Consider the following 20,455-nt stretch of genomic DNA (forward strand, 5'->3'; position numbering starts at 1 on the left):
TCATGATGAAGACAAAAGACCATATGTACAGAATAGAAAAATACAGCAACATACATTGTCTGATTGTATTTCTATTCATAGTATTTTGGTCTTATGCGCAGGAGAGTAATGAGAACGTATCTCCTAAAAAATATATAGCATATTTTACCGATCAATCTATCGACGTAAACGGAAATGAATCTGAAGAATCCTGGAAAAAAGTAAAAGCAACAGAACACTTTATAGATATTGAAGGCGTAAAAACTCCTAAGTATAAGACCTCTGTAAAAATGCTGTGGAATGAGGAATATGTATATTTTTTAGCCAAAATGGAAGAACCTCATGTTTGGGGGAATCTCAAACAAAGAGATACCATTATTTTCTACAACAATGACTTTGAGATCTTTATAGATCCAGATAACGACACACACAATTATTACGAATTTGAAATTAATGCTCTTAATACACTTTGGGACTTGTTCATTACAAAACCCTATCGGGAGGGTACTCCAGTATTGAATGATTGGGATGCAAATGGATTAAAATCGGCAGTGCAGATAAATGGAACATTAAATGACCCAACAGATATCGACAAAGGTTGGACACTAGAAGTGGCCATTCCATTCAAAGTTTTTAGAACTTCTTATTACCACAAAAATGTTCCAAGGGATACTTTTTGGAGAGTGAATTTCTCCAGGGTAAATTGGGATTTCCAGCTCGAACAAAATCGATATCAAAGAAAGAAGAACCAGCAAGGAAAATTTGAATCAGAGTATAATTGGGTATGGTCTCCGATGGGAGTAATTAATATGCACAGACCCGAAGATTGGGGGTATGTGTATTTCTCTTCCAAAAAAACCGGAGAACAGGATGAGTTTGAATTACCCCAAGATCATAGAGTAAAACAATACTTGTATATGCTCTACAGAAAACAAAAAGAGTTCTATAAAAAGAACAATCGGTGGGGGACCACTTTTGAAGAAATTTCCTCAAATCACCTGGAAATAGAAGGAAATAGACTTATCCGGAATTTAGAAAATCATCAAACAGGATTTAATATAACAGTAGTAAGCCCATTTACTAATCGTTTATTCATCATAAAAGAAGACGGTAAAATAGTTGAAAAAGAAGATTGATATGAAAATGATCAAAGGTATATATCTAGTAATCATACTTATTCTTATCGGTTGCCAAGCCGAAGAAAAAAAGGAAATAGTTACACAGAAAGAAGAAGTGTCAGAAATGAAAACAACACCTTTTAAATATTGGACATGGATAACCGCTAATCCTGAAAAATCAGAGCAGGAGTATACAATTGAATTCAAGAAATATAAAAATAACGGAATAGATGCAGTATTGATCAACACATTTGCAGATCCGATAGTGTTGGAAAAGTTAACCAAATTGGCTGTGAACGAAGATCTAGAAGTTCACGCATGGATGTTTACCATGAACAGACCTGATGATAAGGTAGCATTACAACACCCTGATTGGTATATGGTGAGTAGAAGTGGTAAGTCTTGTTTTGATGATAGACCTTATGTAGATTATTACCAATGGTTGTCACCTAGTCACCCAGAAGCTCGACAACATGTTTGGGATTTGGTGGAAGGTTTAGCCAAAGTAAAGGATGTGGCAAGTGTGCATTTGGATTATATCAGGTATCCGGATATTTATTTACCCATTGGATTATTACCCAAATACAATCTGGTTCAAAATGAAGAATTGCCAGATTTTGATTTTGATTACTCTCAAGCTTCAGTACAAAAGTTTAAACGTCTATATGGTAAAGACATTCAAAAAGCTGAAGTTCCTGCAATAGATATCGAATGGAAACAGTTTAGATTAAATGAAATCAAAGAGGTTGTAGATGGTGCGTATGACATTGCACATAAGCATGGAAAAAAACTAACGGCAGCAGTTTTTCCATATCCTGAAATGGCAGATCATATGGTACGTCAGCGTTGGGATAAATGGAATGTGGATGAGGTTTTGCCAATGATCTATTATAATTTTTATAACGAAACGGTGGATTGGGTAGGTTTTGCTACTCGACAAGGTGTAGAAGACTTAAAAGGAAAAAATACCAAACTACATACGGGGATTTATTTACCCCCAATGAGTGCGAAAGATGTTGCCGTAGCTATCGAATTGGCTAAAAACAACGGGGCTGCAGGAGTGTCTTTTTTTGATGGAGAAAACATCACAGATGAACAATTTGAAGCCATAAAATCCGCAAAAAACAAATAAAATGTGCGTTTCATGATGAAATCATTTCTATGAAAATAGTATACATAAATATCGTCATCGTGCTATTTCTTTGGTCCTGTAAAAAGGAACAAATCAAGAGACAAAATAATGATTTTGCCGAATCATTATTGACCTCATATGTAAATACTTTTATAGGAACCGATGGTCCCGGGAATACCTATCCCGGGGCTACGCTTCCTTTTGGAATGGTGCAGTTAAGCCCAGATATCGGGATTCCCGGATGGGATCGTATAGCAGGGTACTATTATCAAGATTCTATCATTAGTGGTTTTTCTCATACGCATCTTACGGGCACCGGAGCTGGCGATTTGTATGATATTCTGGTAATGCCTACCAATAGTAGGTTTTCAGAAAGGATAAAAGAAAATAACTATAAGCCATTTTCTAAATTCAGTCATGAAAATGAAAAATCATCTCCAGGCTATTATACGGTTGATTTATTAGACTATGGTATTAAAGCAGAACTCACTGCGACTAATAGGGTAGGAATACACCGATATACCTTTCCTAAAGATACAGCAACGGCAATACATATCGATTTGGGATATGCCCTTAATTGGGATAAACCTACAGATACCTTTATAGAAAAGGTGAATGATTCCACATTACAAGGATATCGCATGTCTACAGGTTGGGCAAAAGATCAGAGAGTGTATTTTGTCATGCAATTCTCTAAGCCATTTCAGAATTATACCATGTACACGGATGATCGTGAAATAACAACCTCATCAGTACAAGGTGAAAACACAAAAGCAGTAGTCCATTATCAGACTTCAGACCAAGAACAAATTATCATAAAAACAGGTCTATCTACCGCAAATATTGAAGGGGCAATGGCCTCATTAGAACAAGAGACTGAAGGTTTTGATTTTGATCAGTACAAGGAAAAAGCACAGGAAACATGGGAGAAGGAATTACAAAAGATTAAAATCAAGACAGCAGATGCAGATAAGAGAGCGATATTCTATACGATGATGTATCAGTCGATGTTGGCACCAACTTTATTAAGCGATACTAACGGAAACTATAAAGGAGCCAATGATACGATCGCCCAGGCTATTGGGTTTAACAGGTATGATACGTTTTCATTGTGGGATACCTTTAGAGCCGCACATCCATTGTACACGATTACTCAACCAGAACGTGTGCCAGATATGATTCAATCTCTTTTGGCACACTACAAAGAAACCGGCCTCTTACCTGTTTGGTCTATGCAAGGAAACGAAACCAACATGATGATTGGTTATCATGCGGTTCCGGTAATTGTAGATGCCTATTTTAAAGGATTTGATTTTGATGTCGAACTCGCTTATAAAGCTTGTAAAGAGAGTGCTATGGTAAACGACCGACAAATTGATGTATACAAGGATTTAGGGTATATCCCGATAGGAGAACATCATGAAAACTGGTCAGTTTCAAAAACATTAGAATATGCATATGATGACTGGTGTATCGCCATGTTTGCGAGAGATTTGGGTAAACAAGAGGATTATGAATATTTCATGAGTCGATCCCAAAACTGGAAGAATATGTATAATGAGAAGAGGTCCTGGATACAACCCAAAAATGATATAGGAGATTTTATAGAGCCTTTTATTCCTAAAGAATATACTACGTACTTCTGCGAGAGTAATGCTTGGCAATACTATTGGTTTGTACCCCAGGATATCGATGGTTTGATTAAAAAGACAGGAGGCAAGGAACGATTTACACAAAAACTAGATTCCATGTTTTCTTATGATCCAGAACCTGGAGATAAATTACCCATTTTTAGTACAGGTATGATTGGTCAATATGCGCATGGTAACGAACCGAGCCATCATGTTGCTTTCTTGTATAATTATGTGAACCAGTCTTCTAAAACCCAGGAATTGACTCAGGAGATTTTGTCAAAACAATATCAAAATCAACCTAATGGGCATTGTGGAAATGAGGATTGTGGGCAAATGTCATCTTGGTATATTTTTAGTTCTCTTGGTTTTTATCCGGTAAACCCAGCACAAGGAGCTTACCTTTTGACTTCCCCCATTTTTGAAGAAGCTACTATACAATTGCCAAAAGGAAAAGTTTTCACGATTAAGACCAAAAACCGCTCTGCTCAGAATACATATATATCAAATGTTACTCTTAATGGAGAACCTCTAAAACAGCTGTTTATAACGCATAAAAACATTTTAGCCGGAGGACTTTTGGAGTTTGAAATGAGTGATAAACCCAATGATTCGAAATTTATAAATATGGGATTGCCCGAAATAAATAAGATATATCAATGATAGTAAGAAATTATACATACCGCTTTTCAATGCTAATGCTGATCGCTGTTTTTTTGAGTTGTAACAATGACAAAAAGACCGAGGATATTATTGTAGAAAAGAAAGCAGTAGTTGATACAGTAAAGCCAGTAGTGATTTCCACCTGGAACCACGGCGTCCCTGCCAATGAAGAAGCTTGGAAAGTGTTAGCGGCAGGCGGAAATGCACTAGATGCGGTAGAGTTGGGTGTACGAACTGCTGAAGCAAATCCGGATATTCAAACCGTTGGATTAGGAGGTTTTCCTGATCGTGAAGGTAATGTTACTCTTGATGCATGTATTATGGATCATAAGAGCAACTGCGGAGCTGTATCGTTTTTGCAACATATAAAACATCCAATTTCTGTGGCTCGTAAGGTTATGGAAAAGACACCGCATATTATGCTTACCGGAGAAGGAGCCTTACAGTTTGCTTTAGAACAAGGGTTTGAGAAAGAAAACTTACTTACTCCAGCTTCCAAAAAGGCATATGAAGATTGGTTACAAAAATCAAATTATAAGCCTATTATTAATATAGAAAACCACGATACCATCAGTATGCTAGCATTAGATCAAGATGGTAATTTGTCGGGGGCATGTACCACAAGTGGAGCTGCCTGGAAAATGCATGGAAGAGTGGGAGATTCTCCAATAATTGGGGCTGGATTGTTCCTGGATAATGAGGTGGGAGCCGCCGCGGCTACGGGACTTGGCGAAGCCGTAATCAGAACTGCAGGAAGCGCTATGGTAGTAGAGCTCATGCGACAAGGGAAATCTCCTTACCAAGCCTGCAAAGAAGTTGTAGAACGAATCTATAACATACATAAAAATCACAGTGATTTAGAATATTTACAGGTGGGCTTTATTGCACTAAATAAAAAGGGTGAATATGGCTCTTATTGCCTGAGACCAGGATTTAATTTTGCTATTAAGAATGCTTTTGTTGACAATGAACTGAAGAATGCACAGTATAAGATAAACTAAGAATTTAATGGTATAACCAAAAGAAATCAACACATGAAAAAGAGACAAGCGTTGATGTACTTTTTGATTTTTTTTACTGCCGCAATTTTAATAAGGTGGATGCTATCTTCTCCAAATGAGGAGTATGTAGCACTCAAAAATAGCGCGGAGATAAGTACAAGCACAGACCAGGCTGGAACAGAAGGAGATTTGGAACAAGCGATACCTGATAACATTAACTATAGTTTTCATGTAAAACCAATTCTATCTGACAAATGTTTTGCCTGCCATGGACCCGACGAAGCGACCATGGAGAGTGGACTTCGATTTGATACCAAAGACGGAGCATATGTTGCTTTGGGAGAAAATAAAGATCGTTATGCGGTAATCCCTGGGGATATTGCTAATAGCGAAATGATAAAGAGAATTTATTCTGAAGAAGCCCATAAAATTATGCCTCCAGAGGATTCTAATTTAACGCTAAGCAACTACGAAAAAGAAGTTTTGAAAAAATGGATAGAACAAGGAGCGAAATGGGATTCGCATTGGTCGTTTAAAGTTCCAGAAAAACCTTCGATTCCTAAAGTAGTAAATCAAAATTGGACCAATAATGAAATTGATTTTTTCATTCTTAAACGATTAGAAAACGAGAAACTTAAGCCGGCGGGTCGAGCTGAAAAAGAAAGGCTAATAAGAAGAGTATCTTTTGATCTGATAGGCTTGCCACCAACTATTAAAGAAATAGAAGATTTTGTAAAGGACACATCGTCAAATGCCTTTGCAAAAGTAGTAGATCGATTATTGAGTGACAAGGCATATGGCGAGCGCATGGCACTAGACTGGATGGAAGTATCCCGATACGCCGATACCCATGGATATCAGGATGATTTAGAACGCACCATGTGGCCATGGAGAGATTGGGTAATCCATGCTTTTAATGAAAATCTGGCGTATGACAAATTTGTAAAATGGCAATTGGCAGGAGACCAAATTGATAATGCAAGTTTAGAACAAATAGTAGCCTCTGGGTTTAATCGAAATCATAAAATCACCCAAGAAGGTGGGGTTATAGACGAAGAGTATCGTGTAGAATATGTAATGGATAGAACCAATACTACTGCAAAAGCATTTATGGGGCTTACCATGGAATGTGCACGTTGTCACGATCATAAATATGACCCAATTTCTCAGAAAGAGTTCTATGGGATGTATAGCTTTTTCAATCAGTTGAACGAAAAGGGGCAAATGGATTATGGAGAAATACCTGAACCGTATATCACCCTGGATAAAAACACAATTGATGCTAAGCTATCATTTATGAATATACCTGATTCTATTGCAGAAGTTAAATTGATGGTAATGAAAGATGAAAAGGGAATACGAAAAAACAAATTATTAAACCGTGGCCTTTATGATGCTCCAGGAGAGGAAGTACCTTATGCCTTGCCAGAAAATGTACTTCCATTTTCAGAGGAGTACAGTAAAGATAGATTAGGATTGGCTACTTGGTTTTTTGATGATAAAAATCCTTTAACCGCAAGAGTAATTGTAAATCGATTGTGGCAACAAATGTTCGGAACCGGGATTGTAGCTACCGCCGATGATTTTGGTAATCAGGGAGCGTTACCCACACATCCAGAACTATTAGATTGGTTGGCCGTTACTTTTAAAGAAGAAGGTTGGGATATTAAACGTATGCTGAAAAGAATGGCTTTGTCCGCTACATATCAGCAAAACTCTAAAATCACTCCAGAGTTGTTAGAAAAAGATCCAGAAAACCAATTGTTGGCCAGAGGAGTTCGATATAAATTACCTGCCGAGGCTATTCGTGATAATGCACTTGCTGCTAGCGGGTTGCTGGTGGAGAAAGTGGGAGGTCCAAGCGTAAAACCTTACCAACCCAGCGGCCTTTGGGCCGAGACTACCTCTGGAGTTGGTCTTACCGAGTATATCCAAGACAAGGGAGAAGGGTTGTATAGAAGAAGTTTGTATACTTTTTGGAAACGTACAGTGCCTCCTCCTTCAATGCTCACTTTTGATGCAGCTTCAAGAGATTTTTGTACGGTACAACGACAAAAAACCAGTACACCCCTGCAAGCGTTGGTGTTGATGAACGATCCACAATTTATAGAAGCTTCAGAGGTAATGGCTATTCAAGTATTAAAGGATAATTCTTCTTCAGAGACAAAAAAGATTGAAACCTTATTTCAGAAAATAACTTCACGGAAACCAGATGAGTCAGAAGTAAATAAGTTATCGGCATACTTGAATGAACAACGACAAGAAAGTACTGAAAACGAGATGACAAAAGAGCTTTCAGAAAACATCCGAGAATTACCAAAAGGTATTGATGAAAAGGAGTATAAGGCGTATACGGCTTTAGTTAGTTTATTATTCAACTTAGATGAAACGATTACCAAAAGTTAAGAGTCATGAACGAGTTATTCAAGCATTTTAATAATAACAACAGAAGACATTTCTTAAAGAAAGTAGGATTAGGTATTGGTGGATTAGCTTTAGGTTCTTTGATTGATCCCACACAAATGTTTCGCTCTCCGGATACTGCTCAGCATTTGGACTTAAGCCCGGGTTCATTAAAATTACCACATTTTGCACCAAAGGCAAAAAAAGTGATTTACCTTTTCCAAAGTGGAGGGCCTTCGCAACTGGATCTGTTTGATTACAAACCAAAATTAACAGACATGAGAGGGCAGGATTTGCCAGAGTCTGTTAGAAAAGGTCAGCGATTAACGGGGATGACCTCTGGTCAGGCTAGTTTTCCTTTGGCAGATAGTAATTTTACATTCAAACAATATGGAGAATCCAGAGCATGGGTAAGTAGTTTGATGCCTTATGTTTCTAAAGTGGTAGATGAATTGTGTTTCATAAAATCTATGCAAACAGATGCCATCAATCATGATCCTGCGATTACTTTTTTTCAGACAGGATCACAACAATCTGGTAGACCCAGTATAGGATCATGGATGAGTTATGGTTTAGGGAGTCTCAATAATAACCTCCCTGCCTTTTCGGTATTATTAAGTAGAGGTACAGGACGGCCCAACGCGCAACCTTTGTATTCTAAACTCTGGGGGAATGGTTTCTTAAGTTCTCTTCATCAGGGAGTTCAATTCCGATCAGGAAAAGATCCGGTATTGTATTTAAAAGATCCCGAAGGGATGTCCAGATTAGATCGCAGAAAAATGTTGGACTATTTAAGTGAGCTGAACCATAAGCAGGAATCAGAATTTGGCGATCCTGAAATCAATAGCCGTATTGCCCAATATGAAATGGCTTACAGAATGCAAACTTCTGTTCCTGAAACAATGAATATAGATGATGAACCGGATCATATTTTCAGGATGTATGGTCCTGACTCTCAAGTTCCGGGAACTTTTGCTGCCAATTGCATACTAGCCAGGCGTTTAATAGAAAAAGATGTACGTTTTGTACAGTTATACCATATGGGATGGGATCAGCACGACAACCTTCCTACACAAATCGAGAAACAGGCCAGAGATGTAGATCAGGCATCTGCAGCACTTATTTTGGACTTAAAACAAAGGGGATTACTAGAAGAAACCTTGGTGATATGGGGTGGCGAGTTTGGAAGAACGAATTATAGCCAGGGAACATTAACCGATACCAATTATGGTCGGGACCATCATCCAAGATCTTTTACCATTTTTATGGCAGGAGGAGGTGTAAAACCTGGATTTACCTATGGGGAGACAGACGAACTAGGATATAATGTAGTAAAAGACCCAGTACATATTCATGACTTTCAAGCCACATTAATGCACCTTATGGGAATCGATCATACCAAGTTTACCTTTAAGCACCAGGGGAGAAGATTCCGATTAACCGATGTGCATGGTCATGTGATCAATGATATTATTGCTTAATACATAAGATGACCATGAACAGAAGAAATTTTCTCCATAAATCGTTTTGTGTTAGTGCAGGAATGCTCACGTTGCCTATGTACGCTGGAGCATATCGATTTGATATGTCCAAAGATTTGATCATTGGTCATAATACTCACCAATATAAGGTAGATCTCAATTGGGGGAATTTGAATGCTTCTGAAGTTCCCGTAAAGGATTGTCATGAGATTATTCAGGATTCCAAAGGGCGGATTGTATTGCTTACCAATCATATAAAAAACAATATCATTATTTATGATAAATCTGGAAAGTTGCTGGATACTTGGGGAACAACCTATCCGGGAGCACATGGATTAACACTAGCGGTAGAAAATGGTGAAGATTTTCTATTTATTACAGATTATGAACGGCATCAGGTGATCAAAACTACAATAGATGGTAAGGTAGTACTGACGGTAGATTATCCAACGGATTCGGGTAAATACAAAACGAAAGAAGAGTATAAACCTACAGAGACTACGGTGCTAGAAAATGGAGATTTTTATGTCGCCGATGGTTACGGGAATCAATTCATTTCTCATTATAATCACAAAGGAGAGTTATTAAATGTATTTGGAGGAAGAGGAACAGGAAATGATCAGTTTTTGAATGCCCATGGTATTTGTGTAGATCAAAGAGATAAAGAGAATCCAGTACTATTGATTACGGCAAGGGAACAGAATGTGTTAAAAAGATTTTCTCTAGCAGGTGAATACCTTTCTTCTATCGAAGTTCCAGGGGCTTTGATATGCAGGCCGGTCATTCATAAAGAGGAGATTTATTTTGCAGTACTAAAGTCCAAAGGATCCACTCATGATGCTTCCGGATTTCTTTTGATTATGAATGATAAGAATGAGGTGGTTTCATGTCCAGGTGCTACAAAACCGGTATATGAGAATAATCAACTATCAGAATTGTATCAGTCTATAAAACTATTTCAGCATCCTCATGATGTATGTATAGATGAAGATGATAATATTTATGTAGCACAGTGGAACTCGGGACAAACATATCCGATAAAATTAACCCGAGTATGAGAATGTTAATAATCATATTAGGAGTAGTGATGTTGTATTCGTGTAATACGGATAAAAAGGATAGTGTAGAGCCGAAGACTTTTTTGCAGAGTAAAGAAATACAATTGGCTAATCCTAAAATTGAAGTAGATCACGTAATTATAGATAGTTCTTCTTTGATTACTGCTTCTTTGGGAGTGGATAATGCTAATATCTTTTACACGATTGACGGAGGAGAACCTACGCAAAAATCGAAAAAATACAAAGAAACCATAGTGGTTTCAGAACCTGGTAAATATACATTTAAAGCGTTTCATGAAGATTTTAAACCCAGTGAGACAGAAACGGTAACTTTTTATAAAAAAGGGATGGATGTAGCTCATTTTTCTATCATTTCTTCTTTGAATGAACAATATCCTGGACAAGGCGAAAACACATTGGTAAATCATAAAAAAGGAAGTTTGAATTTTAGAGATGGTCAATGGATTGGAGTAACAGAACCTTTTATAGCCGAAATTGACTTTAAACAAAAGATAGTTTTAGAATCTTTGGATATCAGCTTTTTAATTAATACTAATGCCTGGATTTTTCCGATACAGAATATTACGATCAAAATTTCCAGGGATAGGGATAGTTTTGAATCGCTACCTGTGGATTTTTCAAATACTCCACTAACTCAAGATATTACTAGACTGGATAATGTTCATATTCCTGTACTAAAAGAATTGCGTAAAATGCGTGTTGAAATAGCGAATACCACATCAATTCCTGAGTGGCATCAAGGTAAAGGAAACCCGGCCTGGCTTTTTATGGATGAATGGATTTTTAACACCAAAAAGAACTGATTTATGTTGGGATTGTTAGATATGTTTTTGGTAACCGTATTTGATCAGGAGTCAATGAATAAGACACCAGAATTTATATTGTTTTTGGGGCGTTTTCACCCATTGATTTTGCACCTACCTATTGGGGGATTACTGTTGGTGTTTTATTTTGAAGTGGTAGGGCGTTTTCGGAAAAAATACTCAGACGCTCTTATTAGAAATGGATTAGGTTTTAGTGCAGTTTTTGCGATTTTAGCCTGTGTTTTAGGGTATTTCTTATCCCTCGAAGGTGGTTATGAAGAGAAAGTAACCAATATTCATATGTATACAGGTATCGGTACTGCTGTATTAATTACGATACTATTTTGGCTTAAAAAATCATCGAAAGACAAGTTGTACTTCCCTTTATTTGTGCTTACCATAATTTTGATCAGCATAACAGGACATTATGGAAGTGTATTAACACATGGAGATAGTTTTCTTACCCAGTACTCACCTTTGGCTACAAAAAAAGAAAAACCTAAGGTGATAGATAGCCTTCAGTATTTTTCGGATGTGATACATCCAATTCTTGAAGACAAATGCATCCAGTGTCATAATGCGACAAAACAAAAAGGAGGATTATCTCTTATTTCAGAAACTGTAATTTTACAAGGAGGGGACGAGGGTAAAGGACTTCTACCTGGAAATGCCTTTGATAGTAATTTGGTAAAACGAATCGTACTTCCTCTAGAAGACGAAAATCATATGCCACCGGCCGGCAAAAATCAAATAACTTCAAATGAGTTATGGTTATTGAAGCATTGGATCAATAATGGAGCGAGTTTTACCGATAAAGCCCTTGCCTTTGAGGATAGTGATACGCTGGTCAATCTGCTAGGTAATTATTTAGAGAAGGATATAGAAATCATACCAGAAGCTTCTATGAGCGCGATAAATGAAGTGGTACAAGCAGGTTTTTCTTTGCATAGAATAGCAACAGATGGGCCACATCTAAGTGCGAAATTTGATGGGGATTCAATTTCCAAAGAAGCCATATCAGCTCTAAAAGGAATTGCAAAGCAATTGGTAACATTAGATTTGAATGCTACTCATCTAACAGACAATATGACCAAAGGTTTGAAGAAGTTGAAAAGACTAGAGCACCTGCGGTTAGACAATAATCAAATTTCTAATAAAACATTAGAATACTTAGTGGATTTAGAAAGAATAAAAGTGCTCAATCTGCATCATACTTTGGTAGATAATGAGGGACTTTCTATGATCGTAGATCACATTTCTCCAGAGGACATTTATGTTTGGAATACTAAGGTTGATGAGCAGTACGCCAAAGAAAAGATAGAAAACGATAGAACTGTAATTCATCATGGGATTTTTGAAGGTTTTGCAGAAATTAAACCTTTAAAACCACCTACGCTTATTACACAACAGACCATTTTTAAGGATAGCTTAGAGATTGAATTTGATCAACCTCTTCGGAATGCAAGATTATACTATACGCTAGACGGGACAGAACCTGATAGCACTTCATCTCGATACACAGCACCGATTAAAATTGCCAATTCGGTGAGTTTAAAGGCCAAAATGTATCAAAAAGAATGGTTGCCTAGTCCTACAATGGAAGAAGAGTTTTTTAAGATAAAACACAAGATCAAAGATTTCAATATGCAACATAAACCATCGGTAAAATATCCGGGATCGTATAAAGTTTTTGATTTTGTTGAAGCCAGCACGTTATTTTCGGATGGGAAATGGGCTGGATTCGAAGGGGAAGATCTGATCACCAATATCAGTTTTGAAGAATCTCAAGCCGTAAATAGCATCTCTATTAGCTCCCTTCAAGATACGGGGTCCTGGATCTTTTTTCCGAAGAAAATTGAAATCTATGCAAAAAATAGAAATGCTTCTTTTCAGAAAATAGAAACATTGAGCTATGATGCTACGAATGAAAAGCAAGCGACCGAAGTAAAGAAAAAACGTTTTAAATTAGAGTTTCCTGCGATAGAGGCGAAACAAATTAAGATCGTAGTTCATAATGTAGGGAAACTCCCTAACTGGCATCAGGGAGCAGGTCAGAAAGGATGGCTTTTTGTTGACGAAATATTAATACAGTAAACCGAATATGACAACCGCAAATAAAATTTCGTATCCCATAAAATTTCAGCCCATATTAAAAGAAAAAGTATGGGGAGGGAATAAGTTGGCTACCCGTTTTAATAAAAAAGCAACCAAAGATAATATCGGAGAAAGTTGGGAAATATCAGATGTTGATGGTGATGTTTCTGTAGTGTCCAATGGCCCTTTGATAGGTAAAACATTAACCGAGATCTTAGCAGAATACAAGGAATTATTGGTGGGTAAGCACGTATATGAACATTTTGAAAACAAGTTTCCTTTGTTGATTAAATTTATAGATGCCAAAAAGCCTTTAAGTATCCAGGTACACCCAAACAATGAGTTGGCTCAAGAACGACATAATTCTTTTGGAAAGACTGAGATGTGGTATATCATGGATGCTGAGCAAAATGGAAATCTGATTGTTGGGTTTCAAAAAGATGCCAATCAAGAAGAATATCTAGAACATCTCAATAACAAAACCCTGATGAACATCCTTAATGAAGATGAGGTGCAGGAAGGAGATGTTTATTTTATTCCAACGGGTAGAGTACATGCTATAGGAGGAGGAGTCTTGTTGGCAGAGATTCAGCAAACTAGTGATATTACCTATCGTATTTATGATTGGGACAGACCAGATCAGTACGGTAATTATAGAGAATTACATACTGATCTTGCTCTGGATGCTATAGATTACAAGGCAGAAACATCCTATAAATCATCCTACGAAACCAAGGAAAATACACCAACAGAATTGGTGAGTTGTGAGTATTTTACCACCAACCAATTAGTGATAAATCAAGATACTTATCAAGCAAATCACCTTCAGGATTCATTTGTGATCTATATATGCGTTAGCGGATCATGCAGTATTCATTATGAGAATGGCTCAAAAGTAGATATGGCTGTCGGTCAAACGGTATTAATTCCTGCGGTTTTAAAAAGCTATTCCATCGAAGCCAAGTCCGAAGCAAAACTGTTGGAAGTATATATTAAATAAAAGTCAAGGTGCCAATAATTATAAACATACTATAAGCAATGAGAAACCAACATATAACCGTATTATTAATCTCGTGTTTATTCTTTTCCTGTAAACAAAACCAGGAAGTACAATCTTCTGTAGAACCCACTGAAAAGCTGGAAAATCTTACCGATTTGGTAAATCCACTCATGGGAACAGATTCTGCTTTCGATTTGTCTAATGGAAACACTTACCCAGCAATTGCAACTCCTTGGGGAATGAATTTCTGGACGCCAATGACTTCAAAAATGGGTGATGGTTGGACATATAAATATGATGAAAATAAGATAAGAGGAATAAAGCAAACCCATCAACCCAGTCCGTGGATTAATGATTACGCTGCTTTTTCGTTAATGGCAGTTACCGGGGATCTTAAATACAAAGAAGAAGAAAGAGCTTCATGGTTTTCTCATAAAGCTGAAGTTGTAAAACCTCATTATTATAAGACATACCTGGCAGATCATGATGCCACTGTAGAGGTTTCTCCTACAGGGCGAGCAGCCCATTTTAAGTTTACATTTCCAAAGAGAGAGCAGTCGTTTATTATTCTAGATGCTTTTTTTAAAGGATCTATGGTAAAGATTATCCCCGAAGAAAGAAAGATTATTGGGTATTGTCGAAATAATAACGGCGGGGTTCCGGAGAATTTTCACAATTATTTTGTGGCCGAATTTGATAAAGATTTTGAAGTAAATCATACCTGGGGAGATGGTTGGAAATTGGTTAAAAATTCCAAAGATAATGAAGGAGAACATGTAGGAGCCATTGTCGGGTTTAAAACCAAAAAAGGCGAAGTTGTACATGTTAAGATAGCCTCTTCTTTTATCAGCCCGAAGCAGGCACAGTTAAATTTAGATAGAGAAATTGGGGATCATACTTTTGAGCAAACCAAAGCCAATGCAAAAGAAGAATGGGAAAAAGAACTAGGAAGAATTCAAGTAGAAGACAGTAATATAGAGCGTATTAAGACTTTTTATTCTTGTTTGTACAGAGTGCTGCTTTTTCCAAGAAAGTTTTATGAGTTTAATGAGAACAACGAGATCGTCCATTATAGCCCATACAATGGTAAAGTGTTACCTGGATATATGTTTACTGATAATGGTTTTTGGGATACGTTTAGAGCGGTATTTCCTTTTTTCAATATGATGTATCCAGAATTGAATAGCCATATCATGGAAGGTCTGGCAAATACTTATAAAGAATCGGGTTGGTTACCAGAATGGGCTAGTCCGGGACATCGTGATTGTATGATAGGATCCAATTCGGCACCTATTGTGGTTGATGCTTTCTTAAAAGGAGTACCTAATATGGATGCAGAAGTTTTGTTTGAAGCCATACTGAAAAATGCCACAACTTCTGAAGGTAGACCATTATCCAATGGAAATCCGATTCGATCTGTTGGGCGAGAGGGCGTAGAGTACTATAATAAGTTGGGTTATGTGCCGTATGATGTAGAGATTAATGAAAACGCTGCTCGTACATTAGAATATGCGTATGCTGATTTTACCATAGCTAAAATGGCAGAAAAATTGGGTAAAGAAGAGGTCGCCAATTCGTTCTATAAACGTTCTCAGAACTATAAGAATCTATTCGATCCTTCTACCAAATTGATGAGAGGGAAAAATGAAGATGGAAATTTTCAAACCCCTTTTAATCCTTTAAAGTGGGGAGATGCTTTTACCGAAGGGAATAGTCTGCATTATACCTGGTCTGTTTTTCATGATGTCGAAGGATTGATTCAGTTGATGGGAGGAAAGTCGGAGTTCGAAAAAAAACTGGATGAGGTATTCACCATGCCACCAGATTTTGATGCTTCGTATTACGGATTTACGATTCATGAAATTCGAGAAATGCAAATCGTAAATATGGGGAATTACGCTCATGGTAATCAGCCCATACAACATATGATTTATTTATACAATTATGCCAATGCGGCCTACAAAACACAAGAAAAAATAAGAGAAGTATTGACCAAACTATATTCGGCTACCCCAGATGGATATTGTGGAGATGAAGACAACGGCCAAACTTCTGCCTGGTATGTATTTAGTGCGTTAGGATTCTATCCTGTAACGCCAGGGGTAAACCAGTATGTTATTGGGAGTCCGTTATTCAAAAAAGCAAGGTTACATTTAGAAAATGGCAATACTTTCGAAATCAATGCTCCTGAAAATTCAGACTCCAATATTTATATTCAATCTCTTACTTTGAATGAAAAAGCGTATGAGAATAGTTATTTGAGGTTTGAAGATATTCAAAACGGGGGAGTATTAGATTTTCAGATGGGAAGTGATCCAAATAAGAATTGGGCAAACACCAACGAAGCAGTACCTTATTCTTTAAGTGCTAATTAATTATTTTTTATTGATGGTAATATTTCGGCAAAAAACGTTTTTTCAAAGTCTTTTAGTAATGGTTGGGATTACTCTTGGTGCATGTCAACAGGAAAATGCCCAGAATTCTCCAATAGAAAAAGAAGTTGAACAAATACCTGTAAAAGAGGTTGCCAAATATGTGAACCCATTTATTGGTACTTCCAATTTTGGAACTACTAATCCAGGTCCGATTGCTGTAAGAGGAATGGTCAATGTATCTCCCTTTAATGTTGCTGGGGCTCAAAATTTACCTTTAGAAAAAGACAGTCGCTGGTTATCCACTCCTTATGTAAAAGAAAATACATTTTTAACTGGTTTCAGTCATGTTAATCTAAGTGGTGTAGGTTGCCCAGACTTAGGAGTGATCATTACCATGCCTACAACCGGAGTTTTGGAAACCGATCATTTAGCATATGGATCCAAATATTCAAACGAAATTTCTAAAGTAGGATATTATTCAAATACTCTAGATAAATATAACATCAAAGTGGAAACCACCGCTACCGCAAGATCGGGCTTAAGCACGTATTCATTCCCAAAGGGAAAGGCCAATATTTTGCTTAATTTGGGATTGGGATTAACCAATGAACAAGGTGGAATGCTAAAAATAGTGTCCCCAACAGAAATTGAAGGATTTCGTACGGTGGGGGCATTTTGTTATTACAAGCCTGATGAGACGTATCCCGTATATTTTGTGGCTAAGTTCTCAAGACCAGCAAATGAATTTGGTGTTTGGCAGAATAGAGATCACTACAAAGGGGTAGAGTCTGAATGGATGAAAGCCTATAACGGCAAAACGATAGTGAAGAAGGAATATACCAAAGAGATTGTAGGGGATAGTATCGGAGGATATATGAGGTATCATTTTGATGAGCCTACACAAGTTGAGGTGAAAATAGGAATCTCGTATGTAAGTATAAAAAATGCAAGAGAGAATTTAGAAAAAGAAACATCCGGGAAAACTTTCGAGCAAATTAGACAGGAAACCAACAAAGAATGGAATCAATACTTATCTAGAATAGAGGTAGAAGGTGGGGAAGAAGAGGATAAAGTAAAATTTTATACCGCGTTGTATCATACGCTTATACATCCTAGTACATTAAATGATGTAAATGGGGAGTATCCAAAAATGAAAACCAGAGAAACGTTAAAGACCGACGGTACCAGGTATACGGTTTTTTCTCTTTGGGATACCTATAGAAATTTACATCAATTGATGAGTCTGGTATATCCTAAGCAGCAATCTAATATGGTAAAAAGTATGTTGCAGATTTATGATGAGTCAGGTTGGCTTCCTAAATGGGAATTAAACGCTACTGAAACAACGACAATGGTAGGAGATCCTGCGGGAATTATCATAGCCGACACCTATTTGAAAGGGATCAAGGATTTTGATATTCAAAAAGCATACGAGGCGATGATAAAGAGTGCTGATCGTATTGAGAATAATCCTTTACGTCCAGGACTAAAAGATTATTTAGAAAAGGGATATCTCACTACATCAACCACCAACAGTGGTTCTGTATCGATTACACAAGAATACAATATTGCGGATCATGCTATCGCGCAATTAGCCAAAGAGCTGGGCAAAGAACAAGATTATGAACGTTTTTCAAAAAGGTCGTTATCGTACAAAAACCTTTTTGACTCCGAATTTAATTTACTACGTCCTAAAAATCATGATGGGACATGGTTATCTCCTTATCGTCCAGAAACAGGGGCAAATTTTGTGAAAAATCTTGGATTTATCGAGGGTAATGCATGGCAATACACGTTTATGATCCCTCATGATATTACCGGTTTAAAAACGTTGATGGGAGGAGATCAGGCTTTTATTGAGCAATTACAAAAGGTTTTTGATAACCAACAGTTTGATATGGCTAACGAACCAGATATTGCATATCCATTTTTGTTTAATTACATCAAGGGGGAAGAATGGAGAACTCAAAAAACAGTGAATAGTTTATTGGACACGTATTACAAAAATACACCGGACGGTTTACCGGGTAACGATGATACTGGAACCATGTCTGCATGGGCAGTCTTTTCGATGATGGGCATATATCCTGTAGAGCCGGCCACACCTGTATACGCTCTCTGTACTCCAAAATTTGAAAAAGTAATTATTCATTTGGACAAAACGTATTATGATACAGATACCTTAACGATTACTTCCAAAAAAACAACTTCCAAAAATTTGATAAAAGAAATTAAAATAGACGATGTCCCGTTTGATAATTTCTTTATCTCTCATGAACAACTTCTAAATTCCAAAAACATACATTTTACATTGCAATAGTGTTTTTTATCTCACTAAGTTGCAAAAAATCAACGCTTCTTTTTATGGTTAATACTTAAATGTTCAGGCAGTTAAACGTAGGGTTGCGCCTCTTCTTTTACGGGGATATAGGTTTTAGGTCCGTTGAACCTATTTGAATTGTTATTCACCTTTTTTTTTAGGGTTTGGGAAAAGCTATAAATACTTTTAAGATAGCTTTTTGCCTATTTACCAACTTCAGAATATTAACCATTTTAATAAATATATTATGTACACACAAATCAAAAAGATTCAAATTGCAACATGTATTTCACTCCTAATGATTTTGGGTATCTCCTGTAGTAAGGATGATATTAGTGAAGAAGATTCGATTAGTTTAGAAGAGTTTACCGAGGTACAGGAAAAAGCACATGGCTTAAAGAACCCTGCTTCTGTCATGTATATCGAAGTAAACAATCAAAAGATGCAAAACGCAGCCGCGTACACCTTACCCGATGGGAAACCTATGATTGACATTGCTGTAATTTTTGCTGCCAATGTAAATTACAATACCCAAAGTGGAAGAACCCATGTGTTAAGTATGAACGATAATGTAAAAAACGTATTACGTAATCGGGCGACTACGATCAGACCATTACAAAATAAAGGGATTAAAGTGCTGCTATCTATTTTAGGAAATCACCAAGCGGTAGGTATTGCAAATTTTCCGACAAGAGCTGAAGCCAGAAGATTTGCAAAGCAAGTGGCAAAAGTAGTAAAAGATAATGGACTCGATGGTGTGGATCTAGATGATGAATTTGCAAAATATGGAACCATAGCTGGAAGACCAGCTATTAATAGAAATTCGTTTATTTGGTTATTGAGAGAGTTAAGAGCGGCTATGCCTAGTAATAAAATAATTACGTATTATCGTATTGGAGAATCTACTGGTCAAATGCAATCACAAGGAAAGAAAGCAGGACAGTTCTTAGATTTTGCATTTCAACCATTTTATGGATCGTATGCCAATATTAATGTTCCGGGATTAGGAAAACGAAAAAAAGCTGCTGCCGCTGTAGATGTAACAAGAACAGCTGCTTCTACAGCAAGAGATTTTGCCAATAGAACAAAAAGAGATCGATTCGGGGCTTTTGTTATGTACAATTTGGATGGAGTTAACAGAGAAAGTTACCTAAATGGTATTTCTCAAGGATTGTATGGCAAACAAACAAGATTGACGGGTACTTTGCAGTAGAGTAATAGGTAGAATAAATATTTGAAAATATAGAGGTTATCTGAAATCCAGATAACCTCTTTTTTGTGGATAAGCTATACTAATAAATTAAATTTTTAAAGTTTAAAGAAACTTCAAACGTTTTCGTTGTTTTGCTTTTTAACTTTTCAGCTTCGTTATTGAT

The 20,455-nt window shown here is 36.9% G+C and carries 13 protein-coding genes; all 13 read left to right on the forward strand.

What is annotated here, in order from left to right:
• Positions 1 to 2: 2 nt before the first annotated feature.
• The 13 genes from BUE24_RS00505 to BUE24_RS00565 all read left to right on the forward strand — a co-directional run bounded on the left by BUE24_RS00505 (position 3) and on the right by BUE24_RS00565 (position 20,292).
• Positions 3 to 1,115 (forward strand): carbohydrate-binding family 9-like protein, encoded by a 1,113-nt coding sequence (locus BUE24_RS00505; protein WP_244548095.1) that lies wholly within the window; start codon positions 3 to 5, stop codon positions 1,113 to 1,115.
• A gap of 1 nt (position 1,116) precedes the next feature.
• Complete coding sequence (locus BUE24_RS00510) at positions 1,117 to 2,229, forward strand: family 10 glycosylhydrolase (protein WP_073312504.1); 1,113 nt, start codon at positions 1,117 to 1,119, stop codon at positions 2,227 to 2,229.
• 29 nt (positions 2,230 to 2,258) lie between these two features.
• Positions 2,259 to 4,523: a GH92 family glycosyl hydrolase gene (locus BUE24_RS00515; protein WP_073312506.1), complete on the forward strand. Its 2,265-nt coding sequence runs from the start codon at positions 2,259 to 2,261 to the stop codon at positions 4,521 to 4,523.
• The gene (locus tag BUE24_RS00520) at positions 4,520 to 5,524 is read left to right on the forward strand and encodes an isoaspartyl peptidase/L-asparaginase family protein (RefSeq protein WP_073312508.1); all 1,005 of its coding nucleotides are present in this window, start codon (positions 4,520 to 4,522) and stop codon (positions 5,522 to 5,524) included. Before BUE24_RS00515 ends, BUE24_RS00520 begins: the two co-directional genes overlap by 4 nt.
• A gap of 33 nt (positions 5,525 to 5,557) precedes the next feature.
• Complete coding sequence (locus tag BUE24_RS00525; protein WP_084549341.1) at positions 5,558 to 7,930, forward strand: PSD1 and planctomycete cytochrome C domain-containing protein; 2,373 nt, start codon at positions 5,558 to 5,560, stop codon at positions 7,928 to 7,930.
• 5 nt (positions 7,931 to 7,935) lie between these two features.
• A complete protein-coding gene (locus BUE24_RS00530; RefSeq protein WP_073312509.1) occupies positions 7,936 to 9,408 on the forward strand; it encodes a DUF1501 domain-containing protein in 1,473 nt (490 codons plus the stop codon).
• A 14-nt stretch (positions 9,409 to 9,422) separates the two neighbouring features.
• Positions 9,423 to 10,466, forward strand: a complete 1,044-nt coding sequence (locus tag BUE24_RS00535; protein ID WP_073312511.1) for an NHL repeat-containing protein — start codon at positions 9,423 to 9,425, stop codon at positions 10,464 to 10,466.
• Entirely contained in the window at positions 10,463 to 11,290 is an 828-nt protein-coding gene (locus tag BUE24_RS00540) for a chitobiase/beta-hexosaminidase C-terminal domain-containing protein (RefSeq protein WP_084549342.1), read from the forward strand. Before BUE24_RS00535 ends, BUE24_RS00540 begins: the two co-directional genes overlap by 4 nt.
• A gap of 3 nt (positions 11,291 to 11,293) precedes the next feature.
• Positions 11,294 to 13,384 carry a c-type cytochrome domain-containing protein gene (locus BUE24_RS00545; protein ID WP_073312514.1) on the forward strand — a complete coding sequence of 697 codons (2,091 nt, stop codon included), beginning with the start codon at positions 11,294 to 11,296 and terminating at the stop codon, positions 13,382 to 13,384.
• A 7-nt stretch (positions 13,385 to 13,391) separates the two neighbouring features.
• A complete protein-coding gene (locus BUE24_RS00550; RefSeq protein WP_073312516.1) occupies positions 13,392 to 14,384 on the forward strand; it encodes a type I phosphomannose isomerase catalytic subunit in 993 nt (330 codons plus the stop codon).
• A gap of 38 nt (positions 14,385 to 14,422) precedes the next feature.
• Positions 14,423 to 16,759, forward strand: coding sequence for a GH92 family glycosyl hydrolase (locus BUE24_RS00555; protein ID WP_073312518.1), 2,337 nt, complete (start codon positions 14,423 to 14,425; stop codon positions 16,757 to 16,759).
• A 58-nt stretch (positions 16,760 to 16,817) separates the two neighbouring features.
• On the forward strand, positions 16,818 to 19,079 hold the full coding sequence (locus BUE24_RS00560; protein ID WP_084549343.1) for a GH92 family glycosyl hydrolase: 2,262 nt from the start codon (positions 16,818 to 16,820) through the stop codon (positions 19,077 to 19,079).
• A 247-nt stretch (positions 19,080 to 19,326) separates the two neighbouring features.
• Positions 19,327 to 20,292, forward strand: coding sequence for an endo-beta-N-acetylglucosaminidase H (locus BUE24_RS00565; RefSeq protein ID WP_084549344.1), 966 nt, complete (start codon positions 19,327 to 19,329; stop codon positions 20,290 to 20,292).
• Positions 20,293 to 20,455: the final 163 nt, after the last annotated feature.

The organism is Aquimarina spongiae (genome assembly GCF_900141785.1).
Lineage (GTDB): Bacteria > Bacteroidota > Bacteroidia > Flavobacteriales > Flavobacteriaceae > Aquimarina > Aquimarina spongiae.

Excerpts from the sequence above, each read along its gene's own strand:
- BUE24_RS00545 (WP_073312514.1), top strand. The coding sequence starts at position 11,294 with ATGTTGGGATTGTTAGATATGTTTTTGGTAACCGTATTTGATCAGGAG.
- BUE24_RS00525 (WP_084549341.1), top strand. The coding sequence starts at position 5,558 with ATGAAAAAGAGACAAGCGTTGATGTACTTTTTGATTTTTTTTACTGCC.
- BUE24_RS00505 (WP_244548095.1), top strand. The coding sequence starts at position 3 with ATGATGAAGACAAAAGACCATATGTACAGAATAGAAAAATACAGCAAC.
- BUE24_RS00560 (WP_084549343.1), top strand. The coding sequence starts at position 16,818 with ATGGTTGGGATTACTCTTGGTGCATGTCAACAGGAAAATGCCCAGAAT.
- BUE24_RS00535 (WP_073312511.1), top strand. The coding sequence starts at position 9,423 with ATGAACAGAAGAAATTTTCTCCATAAATCGTTTTGTGTTAGTGCAGGA.
- BUE24_RS00515 (WP_073312506.1), top strand. The coding sequence starts at position 2,259 with ATGAAAATAGTATACATAAATATCGTCATCGTGCTATTTCTTTGGTCC.
- BUE24_RS00555 (WP_073312518.1), top strand. The coding sequence starts at position 14,423 with ATGAGAAACCAACATATAACCGTATTATTAATCTCGTGTTTATTCTTT.
- BUE24_RS00510 (WP_073312504.1), top strand. The coding sequence starts at position 1,117 with ATGAAAATGATCAAAGGTATATATCTAGTAATCATACTTATTCTTATC.
- BUE24_RS00530 (WP_073312509.1), top strand. The coding sequence starts at position 7,936 with ATGAACGAGTTATTCAAGCATTTTAATAATAACAACAGAAGACATTTC.
- BUE24_RS00550 (WP_073312516.1), top strand. The coding sequence starts at position 13,392 with ATGACAACCGCAAATAAAATTTCGTATCCCATAAAATTTCAGCCCATA.
- BUE24_RS00565 (WP_084549344.1), top strand. The coding sequence starts at position 19,327 with ATGTACACACAAATCAAAAAGATTCAAATTGCAACATGTATTTCACTC.
- BUE24_RS00540 (WP_084549342.1), top strand. The coding sequence starts at position 10,463 with ATGAGAATGTTAATAATCATATTAGGAGTAGTGATGTTGTATTCGTGT.
- BUE24_RS00520 (WP_073312508.1), top strand. The coding sequence starts at position 4,520 with ATGATAGTAAGAAATTATACATACCGCTTTTCAATGCTAATGCTGATC.